This window comes from Clostridium sp. CS001 (assembly GCF_020443565.1).
In the GTDB taxonomy this organism is placed as follows: Bacteria; Bacillota; Clostridia; order Clostridiales; family Clostridiaceae; genus Clostridium_AD.
The window spans coordinates 320120-334478 of record NZ_JAIZZN010000001.1; the positions used below are offsets into that span (position 1 = coordinate 320120).

At 30.0% G+C, this 14359-nt stretch carries 13 protein-coding genes; all 13 read right to left on the reverse strand.

What is annotated here, in order from left to right; genetic code table 11:
* Positions 1-71: 71 nt before the first annotated feature.
* Positions 72-1253: a D-alanyl-D-alanine carboxypeptidase family protein gene (locus tag LGK97_RS01520; protein WP_226257962.1), complete on the reverse strand. Its 1182-nt coding sequence runs from the start codon at positions 1251-1253 to the stop codon at positions 72-74.
* Between the two features lie 514 nt (positions 1254-1767).
* A complete protein-coding gene (gene spoIIM, locus LGK97_RS01525) occupies positions 1768-2418 on the reverse strand; it encodes a stage II sporulation protein M (RefSeq protein WP_226257963.1) in 651 nt (216 codons plus the stop codon).
* A 384-nt stretch (positions 2419-2802) separates the two neighbouring features.
* Entirely contained in the window at positions 2803-3627 is an 825-nt protein-coding gene (gene spo0A / locus LGK97_RS01530; RefSeq protein ID WP_226257964.1) for a sporulation transcription factor Spo0A, read from the reverse strand.
* A gap of 228 nt (positions 3628-3855) precedes the next feature.
* The gene (spoIVB, locus tag LGK97_RS01535) at positions 3856-4986 is read right to left on the reverse strand and encodes a SpoIVB peptidase (RefSeq protein ID WP_226257965.1); all 1131 of its coding nucleotides are present in this window, start codon (positions 4984-4986) and stop codon (positions 3856-3858) included.
* Between the two features lie 253 nt (positions 4987-5239).
* Positions 5240-6928: a DNA repair protein RecN gene (gene recN, locus LGK97_RS01540; protein WP_226257966.1), complete on the reverse strand. Its 1689-nt coding sequence runs from the start codon at positions 6926-6928 to the stop codon at positions 5240-5242.
* 11 nt (positions 6929-6939) lie between these two features.
* Positions 6940-7392, reverse strand: coding sequence for an arginine repressor (locus tag LGK97_RS01545; protein ID WP_226257967.1), 453 nt, complete (start codon positions 7390-7392; stop codon positions 6940-6942).
* Positions 7361-8242, reverse strand: a complete 882-nt coding sequence (locus LGK97_RS01550) for an NAD(+)/NADH kinase (RefSeq protein ID WP_226257968.1) — start codon at positions 8240-8242, stop codon at positions 7361-7363. Before LGK97_RS01550 ends, LGK97_RS01545 begins: the two co-directional genes overlap by 32 nt.
* A 67-nt stretch (positions 8243-8309) precedes the next feature.
* Positions 8310-9122 carry a TlyA family RNA methyltransferase gene (locus LGK97_RS01555; RefSeq protein ID WP_226257969.1) on the reverse strand — a complete coding sequence of 271 codons (813 nt, stop codon included), beginning with the start codon at positions 9120-9122 and terminating at the stop codon, positions 8310-8312.
* Between the two features lie 55 nt (positions 9123-9177).
* Positions 9178-11040: a 1-deoxy-D-xylulose-5-phosphate synthase gene (gene dxs, locus LGK97_RS01560; protein ID WP_226257970.1), complete on the reverse strand. Its 1863-nt coding sequence runs from the start codon at positions 11038-11040 to the stop codon at positions 9178-9180.
* Between the two features lie 100 nt (positions 11041-11140).
* Positions 11141-12010: a polyprenyl synthetase family protein gene (locus LGK97_RS01565; protein ID WP_226257971.1), complete on the reverse strand. Its 870-nt coding sequence runs from the start codon at positions 12008-12010 to the stop codon at positions 11141-11143.
* A 64-nt stretch (positions 12011-12074) separates the two neighbouring features.
* On the reverse strand, positions 12075-12308 hold the full coding sequence (locus LGK97_RS01570) for an exodeoxyribonuclease VII small subunit (RefSeq protein ID WP_226257972.1): 234 nt from the start codon (positions 12306-12308) through the stop codon (positions 12075-12077).
* A complete protein-coding gene (xseA, locus tag LGK97_RS01575; protein WP_226257973.1) occupies positions 12308-13513 on the reverse strand; it encodes an exodeoxyribonuclease VII large subunit in 1206 nt (401 codons plus the stop codon). Before xseA ends, LGK97_RS01570 begins: the two co-directional genes overlap by 1 nt.
* 338 nt (positions 13514-13851) lie before the next feature.
* The gene (gene nusB / locus LGK97_RS01580) at positions 13852-14247 is read right to left on the reverse strand and encodes a transcription antitermination factor NusB (protein WP_226257974.1); all 396 of its coding nucleotides are present in this window, start codon (positions 14245-14247) and stop codon (positions 13852-13854) included.
* Positions 14248-14359: the final 112 nt, after the last annotated feature.

The window sequence follows — 14359 nt, forward strand, 5'->3', positions numbered from 1 at the left end:
CTAAGCAAAACAATCATTGCTAGAAGCTATAGTTTACTCCACATAGTTATGTGAATTTTAGTGTAAATTACTTAAATTGCCCTATTAAATAAGTCTGTAATATTATTTTTAAAATTACTCCAAACCCTAGATTTTTTAATATCCCTGTCACTGTATATGATAACCTTGCCACATAATTCATTATCAACGTATATCTCACATACTCCAATTGCCTTATCTTTTTTATATTCCCTCAAGCCTTCTTGTATAACAACCTTTTTAGTAATTTCATTTTTCTTACCTCTTTCAAGCGTTATACTAAAATCTTCTTGAGATTTTGGAATTAGATATTTATCACCTTTTTTGTTTAAAGGTATTTTTTCAAACTCTTCATCCTTTGATATAATTTTTTTAGTTTCAAATTTTGAAAATCCAAAGTTCATTAACATGCTAGCGTCACTATTTCTTATTTTATAAGTTGGTGCACCCATAATTATTGCTAGCATTCTTACATTGTTTCGCATTGCTGTAGCAGATATACAGTACTTTGCCTCATTTGTAAATCCAGTTTTAAGTCCGTCACATCCATCAAAAAATCTTACAAGTTTATTGTGATTAACAAGACCTATAGGTGTCTTGCGGCCTTCAGAAATAGTTTCCATATAAGTTCCAGAGTATTTTAATATTTGTGGATGTTTTAACAATTCCCTAGACATAATTGATATATCAAAAGCAGAAGTAAGATGCCCTTCTGCACTTAAGCCAGTGCAGTTTTTAAAGGAAGTATCTTTCATATTAAGAACTTTTACTTTTTCATTCATCATATCTACAAAAGCGCCTTCACTACCACCTAAATACTCTGCCATTGCAACTGCCGCATCATTTCCTGATGCAATAGCTATACCTTTTAAAATTTCTTCCACTGTTCTAATTTCACCAGTATCAAGTATCATACTGCTTCCACCCATTTTTTTAGAGTTCTCACTTATAGTTATTTTATCTTGTAACTTAATCTTTCCGGCATCTATAGCCTCCATAGCTAAGAGCATAGTCATTATTTTAGTTACTGATGCAGGTGCAAACTTTTCATGAGAGTTCTTCTCATATATTACCTTACCACTATAGGGCTCCATTAGTAGTGCTGATTTTGCTTCTACTAAAATTCCTTTATTATCAACACCTTCGCCTTCTGCCTTTGCAGGAATACTAAAAAGCTGTGTTGTTAAAACTACTGATAAAATTAAACATAATACATTTTTAATGATTTTTTTCATATGTATCCTCCTCTTATTAATTTGATAGACAACAACTACTAATTGCCACCTAGATTATTTCAAATTTATAAGATTATTTTTACCAAGTTACCTTAATATTATCACTATTTATCAATAATAATGTAAAGGAACATTCTATCTAAACTGGAATAAATAATAAGTCAGTATACTAGATACTGACTTATCATTTATTCTACTTTGGCTTATTTCCTGTAATAATCATTTTTACAAACCTTAACCATCTATTTTTTCTTTAAATATAGTTAATGAATTTAAGTTATACACATGCACTAGAATCTAAAAAACAAATAAAATGTAAGAATATAATTGTAAATTAACTTATAGTTTTTATCAACAAGTTTGTATACCATAATACTGTTTTTGTATATCCTTGTGTTATTAATTAAGTTTTGTAGTAAGTAGTCTATCGCCTTTGGAAGTAGTAATCCAATTACTAATAAGATTATAAAGCACTTTCCTGTTAATAATATAAAACGCCAAAAATCTTTATTTCTCATTTGCTCATGTTTCCTAAGCTACCAATAAGTCCCTTGATAAAATGTGGAGCAATATATGCTTCTATAATAATTCCTATAAATAATATAATAATTATTATTATAAAAATCACACTATAATATATTATTCTACTAATTATACTACTTGTCCATTGTTTATTAAACTTATTCTTAAGTAGCATTATTGAAAACTCCATGGATACTACAGATGCAAAAATAATACATGGAACATATATTAAATTTTGAGGTAGCACCCCTAGTATTGCAATTCCTACACCACTTTTGCCTAGACCACTTATCATAAAGCTAAAAGTAAACCCAACTGCAAAACCCTTTAGTAAGTTAATTATTATAATTATTGGTATTCCAACAATTGTCAAACCCAAAAACCAAAGTAAAATAACAACGGGAAGATTATTTTTTATAGATTGTAAGAGTATTAACTTATAACTAATACTGTTTGTGTTTGAAGGTTCAACAAAATTCATTAAGTAATTTACTAAATCATTTCGCTCAAAATCGCCCATATATTTTACACTATATATTCCTAAAATTATACCTGTAAATACGCAAAGAATACTTATAATATATAACCAAAAATTTTCTTGTATGTGTTTGTTTATACTGTTGGTTATAGTACTTGAAGACATAACCCAATCCCCCTTTGTTAATCATCTTTTATTTATTAGCAATTATAATATTATAACTTACCTAATATTTATGATATAAAAGGGGTTTATATGCATATTAAGTTTAACAACATTTTGGAAGCTTCAAGTCTGCCATCTTCTATAAGTGGCAGTTGCCTAGCCCAAAAAAGTTACTTTGGTGGCAGTCTAAATCTGCTTCCAAAGTTGTTAATATTGCAGCACCGCAGGTGATGATTTAATGACATTTCAGAAGGTAATATTGCAGCATCGCAGATGATGATTTAACATTAACAAACACATAAATTTGTATTGTTGCAACTTCTAATAACCCATATTTGTATTAAAAAAATAATCTATGCACATAAAGTACATAGATTAATTAATTTAGCTAACGCCTCTGTTTTGTAATCTTAGCTTATCAGCTACCATGGCTATAAACTCGCTATTTGTAGGTTTACCTTTAGCATTGTGAATAGTGTATCCAAATAGCTTATTTATTGTTTCAACTTGTCCACGTCCCCAGGCTACTTCAATAGCATGCCTTATAGCTCTTTCTACTCTACTAGCAGTTGTATTAAATTTCTTTGCAATTGATGGATACAATTCTTTTGTTACTGCAGATAAAAGTTCAATATCGTTAACAACCATAGTAATTGCTTCTCTTAGATACATGTAACCTTTTATATGTGCAGGAACTCCAATTTCATGAATTATGCTTGTTATTTCTGCCTCTAAATCCATCGGTTGATTACGATTACTTTTCATAGGTTCAGTTGTATCTGTATCCATAAAAGGAATCGATCTCCTACTGTTATCACTAGAAATTGTGTTATTAAACATTTGTCTTATTCTTTTTGTAAATACATCCATATCGAAAGGTTTTACAACATAGTAATCTGCCCCAAGTGTAATTGCCCTTTGTGTGATTTTATCTTGACCTACTGCAGATAATACTATTATTTTTGGTATTGGATCTAGGTCCATACTTCCCAATCTTTCCAGTACCCCTAAACCATCTAAATGAGGCATTATTATGTCTAATACCACTAAATCAGGTTTTCTCTCTTTAATTAACTTAAGAGCTTCAATTCCATCTTTTGCAATTCCTGTGACTACTATATCTCTTTGGCTTAACAAGTAATCATTTAAAATATTGCAAAATTCCTTATTATCATCTGCAATAAGAACACTAATTTTATTTTCCTCCATCTTATAACTCCCCTTTATAAATAAATTACCATATCTTAACAATTATTAAATTCGACAAAAGAATTTTAATTCCTTCTTATTATTAAAAAAATTACAAATAAATAATTATTTTCTATTTTTTATAAATTAAAAACATACTATCAGTTATTATTTATATAATAAAAGATAGCATTTGCTATCCTTTATTCCTTAGTTTCTATTTTAACCCTTATTTTTAAATAATGCTAGCTATTTCGATAAAATATCTGCATCTTTAAGCATCCACTCTATATATATTCCATATCCGGTGTCTGGCTTATTAATTAAAACATGGGTAACTGCGCCAACTATTTTATTATTTTGAATTATTGGACTGCCACTCATACCTTGAACTATTCCACCAGTCTTTTCTAAAAGCCTAGGATCTGTAATTCTGATTACCATACTTTTTGACCCAGGTGTACTTTGAGGTAATAGCTTTTGAATTTCTATTTCAAATAATTCTGGTTCGCTACTATTTATTGTTGTTAATATTTCAGCTTTTCCTTCCTTAATTTCACTCCTTAAAGCTATATTCATAGGTTTATTAAATTTATTGTTTATTAGACTTTTAGTTCCATCTCCAAATATTCCACATTGGGTGTTTTTAATTATTTGTCCTTTTATTTTATTTTCATCTACAAAAAGTCCTCTAAGTTCTCCTGGATTTCCTTTCGTTCCTTTTTTTACAGACACAATATTAGATGATACAATTACACCATTATTAACACTAAGTATAGTCCCTGTATCAGCATCTGTAATTGGGTGACCAAGTGCAGCAAACTTTTTAGTTTTATCATCATAAAAAGTTAGTGTTCCTACACCGGCTGTTGAATCTCTTACCCATAAACCGATTTTTTGTTTTCCATCTGTAGAATCAATCGTAGGATTAACCTTTATTTCGAAAAAGTTTTCATTATTTTTACGTTGTAATTTAAGTGTGATTTCAGATTCTTTTTTCTCGTTTACAAGCCTTGTCACATCTTCTGCATGATTTATTTCAACATCATTTATCTTTATTATACTATCTCCTATTTGCACTCCAGCACTGGCCGCAGGGCTAGGCGTTTTACCATTAACACCTTCAATATCGGATAATGCTACTACTAAAACACCTTTAGTGTTTAGTTTAACCCCAACTGGCTGTCCTCCCGGGTAAACTGTTATCTCTGAGTTATCTCTTACAAAAGCTGCTTGAACCTCTAAAGGCTTCGAATAATTTAATTTAATTGGTTTGTTAAATATAGACATAGTTATATTTGGGGTTTTGAAATATGCACATAAAATAATAATCGCTAAAGGGGCCATAATCAAGCATATTATATTAAATTTTTTTTTCATAAGCTATACCTCCTTTTTTCTTATAATCTTAACTTTAATTTACCCTCTAATTCTTCACATTATCCTATAACATTAATTCATTATTAGTTAAATCATCACCTAAGGTGCTAAAATATTAACAACTTTGGAATCAGATTTACTTCTTTGATATACTAAGCGTATTTTAAGCAAAAAAATAAAACCATATTTTTATGATTTTATTTTCTCCTATAAAACTTATTTTTATTATGATTTATCTGCAAAAAACAAAAAATTAATCTCTTTTTTGTTTTTTAGCCATATTTATCATTTCCTTAGAGTTTTCAAGTGTTAATTTAGTAACTTCAATTCCACCCATCATTCTGGCTACTTCTTGTTGTTTTTCAATATCATTCATTTTTATAATGTTAGTATAGGTTTTATCATTTATAACATTTTTAGATATTAAATAATTTGTATCTGCCATACTTGCTATTTGTGCTAAATGAGTTACACAAAAAATTTGATGTTTTAATGATATTAAATACATTTTTTCTGCAACACATTGTGCAATTCTTCCGCTAATGCCGGTGTCTATTTCATCAAATATAACTGTAGGTATTTCATCTTTATCGACAAAAACAGTTTTTAGTGCAAGCATTATACGTGATAATTCTCCTCCAGAAACAATATCTTCTAATGGATTTAATGGTTCTCCTGGATTAGTTGATATGCAAAATTGAACCTTATCACATCCATTTTCATAAAATTCATCCTCTAATTTAACTTCAATATAAAATTTACTTTTTTCAAGCCCTATATAATTTAATTCTTGTTTTACTTTATCTTGAAGTTCCTTTGCAATACTACATCTAATTTCATGAATTTCAGCAGCTATAGTTCTCATTTGATTTTCTATAACTATTTTTTCTTTTTTAAGCAAAGCGATTATTTCACTACTATTAGTTAATTCTTCATGCTCAGCTTGAGTTTTTTCTTTATACTCATAGATTTCTTCAATAGTAGATCCATACTTCTTTTTACAAGTATTAATTTGCTGTATTCTACTATTCATATATTCAAGTTCTTTTTCATCATAGTAAATATTTTCTTTTAAGTTTCTTAAATCCGTGATGTTTTCCTCTATGTTATAGTAACTTTCTTCTATGGAATCTGTAATTAGCTTTATTTTTTCCATATGATTTTCAATGGTTCTTAATTCTTTAATTGCCATAGCTAAATTATCAAATACAGAAGTACTTTCTTCATCACTAGTATATAACAAATTATAGCTTCTTGATAAATGCTTTTCTAACTTTTCAGCATTACTAATTATTGCACATTTTTCTAAAAGCTCTGCATCCTCACCGATTTTCAAATTGGCATTGTTTATTTCTTGCAACTGGTAATTTAAAAAATCAATTCTCTTTTCACGTTGTCCTTCGTTTCCCTCAAGTTTAAGAATTTTATTTTTAATAATAGTTAATCTTTCATATTTCTCATTATAGATACCAATAACGTTACTAATCCTAGTTTCACCAAAAGAGTCCACATAGGTTATATGATTAACTTTATCTAATAAATTATGATTATCATGTTGACCATGAATATCTAAAAGAGTCTTACTAATATGCTTAACCTTTGAAAGCAGCATAGATTTCCCGTTAATCTTGGCAATACTCTTTCCAGATTGGAATGTTTCTCGACTTACAAATATGGTATCCTCATAATCAACATCCATCTCATCTAAAGCTGATTTGTTGTTTTTAGTGTCAATTGAAAATATGGCTTCAACATAAGTTTTGTCTTCACCTGTTCGAATTAAGTTCTTATTGAACTTCCCACCTAACACATAATTTATAGCATCAATTAAAATGGATTTTCCAGCTCCTGTTTCACCAGAAAGAACATTAAATCCTTGTTCAAAATTAATACTTAACTTTTCAATTAGGGCAAAGTTCATAATATTTAATTGTAGGAGCATCTTGCTTCCTCCTATTCACTTATCATTTTTTTAACTTTTTGAACTAGTTCTTTAGTATCTTCTTCAGTTCTAACTAAAATGAATACAGTATTATCTCCGGCTATAGTTCCTACAATACCATTAAATTTTAAAGAATCTAAAGCTTCTGCAGCCGCAGATGCAGCCCCAGATATAGTTTTAAGTACTACAAACTTTTCTACCTGATCCACATAAAGCACAGTTTGCGAAAAAATATTAACAAGCTTATTTGATAAAAAACTATCTGCTGGAGAAACAGTCGCATACTTATGGGTTCCTTGTTCATTCATAAGTTTAATCAATTTTAGTTCTTTTATGTCCCTAGATACAGTTGCTTGGGTAATATCAAACCCCTTATTTTTTAGTTCTTCAGCTAACTGTTCCTGAGTTTCAACGTCCTTATCCTGTATAATTTCAATTATCTTTGCTTGCCGTGCAATCTTCATTTCTTCCTCCCTCACAATCTGTAGTTCTAGAAATTATCTTTTTTCTTAAAATATCAAAATAATTATAATCATTAAGCTTAACCAATCTACATTTTTTATTTGAAACACTTACTATCATTTTTTCATAATTATTTAGCTTTATGGCGCGCTGTCCGTCTAATGTCAAAAATATGCTTTCATGTTCGCCTTTTATACTTATAGATATTTCACTTTTACAATCTAGCACTATAGTTCTCATGGATAAAGATAATGGGCAAATAGGTGTTAGTGCTATAACATCTAAATTAGGATGAATTATTGGTCCACCTGCGGATAAAGAATATGCTGTAGATCCCGTTGGAGTGGATATTATAAGTCCATCTCCTGTAAATGCTGTGTAAAATTTATTATCTATGTAGATTTCATATTTAACAATTCTCGCTAATGTACCCTTTGACACAACTATTTCGTTTAATGCAGTATATACTTCATTTCCACCCCTATAAGGCAATGTACAATTAAGCATCATTCTATCTTCTACATAATAATTACCTTCACTAATGCATTTTATTGCATCCTCAAATTCTAATAGCTCTACGCTTGATAAAAACCCTAAATTTCCTATATTTACTCCTAAGATTGGAATGCTTGTATTATTTAGATTTCGTGATGTTCTTAAAATAGTACCATCCCCACCTAAAGCAATAATAATATCTAAATCCTTATGTTTAGTATTTTCAAGTCCTATAGAATCCTTGAATATAAATATATTAGTTTCACCCATATACTCAACAATGGTATTCTTTATATATTTTATTATTTTGCCATCCTTATCCTTAGTGGTATTTATATTAATGCCAATATTTTTCATATTTCCTCCTTGCCTATACTTAGGTTAAATCATCACCTGCAGCGCTTCAATTTAAATTGTTTTTCACCTAATTTAAATCTTTATGAGCTTCACTAACTACTTGTGATACATAGGTTTCAATGAAATCCCCATTGAACTCTTTAGACTTTGTAAAGTAAATTAAATATTCAATATTGCCATTAGGGCCTTTTATTGATGAGTAACTAATATTAATAACCTTTACATTTAAGCATTTCAAGAGATTTAAAATTTTAACTATGGCTCCTACATGCTCACTAGGGTTTTTAACCACCCCTTTTTTATTTACAATACCTATGCCTACTTCAAATTGTGGTTTTAATAGTGCTACTACACTTCCATCATCTTTTAATAAGCTCAGCAAATTAGGAATAACTTTTTCTAAGGATATAAACGATACGTCTATGCTGGCAAAGTCGGCAAACTCTCCTATATTATCTACACTTAAATATCTTATATTTGTATTTTCCATGGATACTACTCTTTCATTATTTCTTAATTTCTCATCTAACTGATTTGTTCCAACATCTATTGAGTACACTTTAGAGGCTCCACTTAAAAGCATGCAGTCTGTAAATCCTCCTGTAGACGCACCTATATCCAGGCAAACTTTAGATTCAAGATCAATATCAAAGGATTTTATAGCTTTTTCAAGCTTTAATCCACCCCTACTCACATAAGGAAAATCTTCTCCTTCAAATTCAATTTTAGATGATAACTCTATCTTTTTGCCACACTTCGTAGTCCGAATACCATCTACAAATATATTTCCAGCAATAATATTTTCTTTTGCTCTTTCCCTTGAAAATAAAATCCCCCTTTGAACTACAAGAACATCTAATCTCTCTTTGCTTTCTAACATAAAAAACTCCTTAAATTATCCTCTGCTATGCATCAGTATTAACTACTAAAAATATTTAAACTAATTTCAAAATACTTTGAAAAATTCCGTCTACATCAAGTTCATGTAACTTATATAATATATCGACTGTTCCATGAGGAATAAATTCATCCTTAAATCCTAGGTTAATTATCCTTGTTTTTGAATCTAATGTATTTATATACTCTAACACTAAAGAGCCTAACCCTCCATGTATAAGATTATCCTCTATAGTTACTATATCATAGTTTTTATCCACTAGCTCTGAAATCATGTCATTGTCAATAGGCTTTATAAAACATGCATTAATTACAGTCGCATCTACACCTATATTTTTTAACTTTTCTCTAACTAAAATAGCACTTTGCACCATTTTGCCTGTAGCTATAAGGGCTATTTTCCCTCCATGCAAAAGAACTTCCCACTTTCCTCTTTTAAAATTTTCAATAGAGGACATATTAACATTACAATTGTCCCCTCCTCTAGGGTATCTTATTGCAATTGGGTAATCTTGCTTAACCGCGAAGGTTAACATAGACTTAAGTTCACTTACACATTTAGGTGCCATAATTGTCATATTAGGTATATGAGATAAATATGATAAATCAAATACTCCCTGGTGCGTTTCACCATCCTGTCCGACAATACCAGCTCTATCTATGGCAAAAATAACTGGTAGGTTCTGCAAGCAAACATCGTGTAAAATTTGATCATAAGCTCTTTGAAGAAAAGTAGAGTAAACTGCAAAAATAGGTTTTAAACCTTGCGTTGCCATTCCTGCAGCCATGGTAACTGCATGTTGCTCTGCAATACCTACATCAAAAAACCTATTTGCAAATTCCTTAGAAAACTTTTCAAGTCCTGTTCCCTCAGGCATGGCTGCTGTTATTGCCACTATGCTCTTATTATTCTTTGCAAGGTCCACAATCTGCTGACCAAATGCATCAGAGTAACTTTCACTAGAACTGCTACACAATTCTCCACTTGAGCAATTAAAAGGTCCAACTCCATGAAACTTATGTGGTTCCTTTTCTGCAAACTTATACCCTTTGCCCTTCTTTGTTATGACATGTATAATCACAGGCCCATCTATATTCTTAGCCAACTTTAAAACCTTACTTACTTCTTTTATATCATGTCCATCTATAGGTCCTAGATACTTTATACCCATGTGTTCAAATAACATTCCTGGTACAATAACTTGCTTAATTCCATTCTTAAGCTTTGAAATTGAGTTAACCATTCCATTACCTACTGTAGGAATTTTTTTAAGAGTAGAATTAATCTCTTTCTTCAACCTGTTATAGGTTGGAGCAATTCTAAATTCACTTAGATATTTAGACATTCCACCAACATTTTTTGAGATAGACATTTGGTTATCATTAAGCACAATAATCATTTTAGTTTTTCTAAATCCAACATCATTTAATGCCTCAAATGCCATTCCACCGGTAAGTGCACCATCACCAATTACTGCAACAACATCATAATTTTCTCCCCTTAAATCCCTAGCTCTTGCCATACCTATTGCGCCAGAAATAGAAGTACTGCTATGTCCTGTTTCAAAAACATCATACTTACTTTCTTCTCTTTTAGGAAAGCCACTTAATCCGCCAAAATTTCTAAGTGTATCAAACTTATCTTTTCTTCCTGTAAGAATCTTATGTACATAAGATTGATGACCCACATCCCAAATTATTTTGTCTTTATCTAAATCAAAAACATTGTATAAACTTAGCGTTAATTCTACGACGCCCAAATTAGAGGCTAGATGGCCTCCCGTTTTAGACACCTTTTCAATTAAGAAGTTTCTAATTTCTTCTGAAAAATCATTTAATTCTTTTATGGACATTTCTTTAATTGCATTTATATTATTAAAATCATCTAAAATTTTATTCATCTATCCCTATCCTCTTTTATTAAATATATTATTTTACCCATATTTATGGGCACATTATATCATATAATAACATTTAATTCAAAATCTAATTTAGACTTTTTTAGTATTCTCTTTTCAATAAAAACTCAGTAATTCCTTCTAAATATTCCGTACTTACCTTAAGCGTCTTTAATATTTCCAAACACTCCTGAGTTAAATCACTACACTTTTCTTTGCATTTTTCTAGTCCATACATAGTTATAAAAGTTGTTTTATTGTTACACTCGTCGGCCTTTACATTCTTCCCTAAGATGTCAACATCTCCAATTATATCTAGTATATCGTCCTTTATCTGAAATGCTAATCCTAATTTATCCCCATATACTTTTAATCTACTTATATCCTCTTCATTAGCATTACCTAATATAGCCCCACATAATATTGCAACTTTAATAAGTTGACCAGTTTTATTTCTATGCATATATAATAGTTCTTCCTCTGATATTGATTTGCCTTCACTTAAAATATCACAAATTTGCCCTGCTATCATCCCCTGTGCTCCAGAAGCTTTTGCTATAAGGGTACTTGCCTTAACTTTATTTAAATCTCCATCCAAACACTGATTTAGCATTATTATCATTGCTTCGTTTAGTAATCCATCACCTGCAAGGATGGCCATTGCTTCTCCATAAACTTTGTGATTTGTAGGCTTACCTCTTCGTAAATCATCATTATCCATACAGGGTAAATCATCATGAATAAGTGAATATGTATGAATCATTTCCAGCGCTGCTGCAAAGGGCAAAATGTTTTTATAGTCCTCCTTGTACATTGCATAGGTAAGAAGCATTAAAGTTGGTCTAATTCTTTTTCCTCCAACTTTTAAACTATAAATCATTGCTTCAAAATTTCTATTATCATTTTCTGGCTTTTCATCAAAATAATCATTCATCCATTGTTCCACTTCATTTTTAACTAATTTTATATCCACCTTTTCCCTCCCTCTCTTAACCTGTTGTTAAATCATCATCTGCCATGTTGCAATATTATATAATTTACTTTTTAGCCTCATGCTCTGGCTCTATAAATTCTTTTTCACCTTCTGCAGTCAATATCTTTATTTTTCCTTCTGTGTCATTTAAAACTTTATATAAACTGTTACATATTTTTATGCCTTCTTCATAACTTGCCATGGTTTCTTCTAAAGTAATCTCATTTCTGTCCATCAGGTCCACAATTTCTTCAAGTCTTTCCATCATGCTTTCATAACTTTCTTTTTTCTTTGCCATTAAAATTCCTCCACGTTGCTTAATTTAAATTCTGCACTTCCATCCTTTAACGTAATTTTTACTTGTTTTAAATTTTTGAGATTGTTGATTTCACTAATAATCTGCTTCTCATTATTTTGTAAAACTGCATATCCTTTATTTAATACATTCAAGGGATTGTGAGCATGCAATAGAGCGTTAAGCTTTGAAAGTTTATGTTTTTCTAATGAAACCTTCATATTAAATTTATAACTTAGATTTTCCTTTAAATTATCAATATGATTATATTGATTAACTATATAATTTAAAGGGTTATTTATTTTTAAAGTTTTGTTTAGTAAATTAACTTTATTATATTCTCTAGTCAATTTAAATTCTGCCGACTTTAAAAGCATCTCTCTAAGTGCTTTAATCTCATTATTTAGTCCCTCTAAACTCTTCACAGCAATTTCCGCAGCCGCTGATGGAGTGGGTGCTCTATGATCACTAACAAAATCTGCTATAGTAAAGTCTGTTTCATGTCCAATTCCAGTAATTATAGGTATTTTAGAATTATAGATTGCACAGGCTAAGTTTTCTTCATTGAATGCCCATAATTCCTCTATGGACCCTCCCCCTCTTGCAATAATAATTAAATCTACATTTTTAAGACTATTAAAATGCTTTATCCCATCTATAATGTCTTCACTGGCGTTTACACCTTGAACTAGAGCTGGATATATAAGCATATTAACCTTTCTATTTCTCCTTGTAGCAACATTAATAATATCCTTAATTGCAGCTCCTGTTTGCGATGTAATTATCCCTATTCTCGTGGGAAAGTAAGGAATATTCTTCTTGCGAGCCTCATCAAACATCCCCTGTTTTTCTAACTTTTCCTTTAGGTTTTGAAATGCCACATATAATTGGCCTTCACCATCAGACTCCATTGAGTCACAATAAACCTGATATGCTCCATCGCGTTCATAAACAGAAACCTTACCTTTAATTATAACATTCATACCATCCTTAGGGGTAATTTTAAGTTTAGATGCCTGCGATTTAAACATAACACAGTTTATCTTTCCAAATGGATCTTTTAAGGAAAAGTATATGTGTCCACTAGTGTGTATTTTTACGTTAGATAATTCACCTTTAACATTAGTATTGTTTAATATAAAGTCACTATCTACTATTTTTTTAATATACCCATTAAGGGCAGTCACTGTTAATACTTTAATAAACATTATATCTCCATTCCGTGTAGGCATTTATATAATAATTACACCTAATCTTAGTGTAAGGAGTAAAAGCCTTCTCCCTTATAGAATCTACCCATATTCACGTCAATTAATCATTCTATATCCTTTTGCATAGTTTTAAAATATTATTTATTACGAATTTTCAAAGAATGTAAGAGTTTCTTTATAATAAAAAGAATCTATTTTTAGTGTATTGAACAAAATAACTAGTCCCAGATGCCAGTGATATTTTGCGCATCAGGCATCAGACTAGTTATTCTTAAATTTTTTATGTTATTGTAATTAATTAAGTATCCACAATTAAATCATCATCTACGATGTTGTTAAATCATCTTTGCCAAAATACCATTTATAAAAGCTGGCGAGCTATCTTCTCCATATTTCTTGGCAAGCTCTATTCCTTCATTTACAGAAACTCTATCTGGTATTTCTTCCTCAAATAGTATTTCATATGTACTTATTCTTAAAATAGCTAGATTCATCTTTGATAATCTATCTAGTTTCCATTTAATTAGATGTTTTTCTATACTTTTATCAATTTCCTTACCATTTTCATGAATTCCAGCTAATACCTTAGTTATATATGCTATGTCAATATCATTTAAATCAATATCTGTATTCTCCTTGAAGCTTTCAATTGTATCCTCATAACTTTCTTTGTTTATTGACATTTCAAAAAGTAATTTCATTGCTATTTCTCGTGACTTTCTTCTGTTCATTAGTAGTCCTCCTAGTTTTTTCTATCTTTTATTATACCTTTAATATTATAATAATAATATAAGTTTTATATTATTTAAATTATTGTCCAAGTAATTATAATTATGCACATGA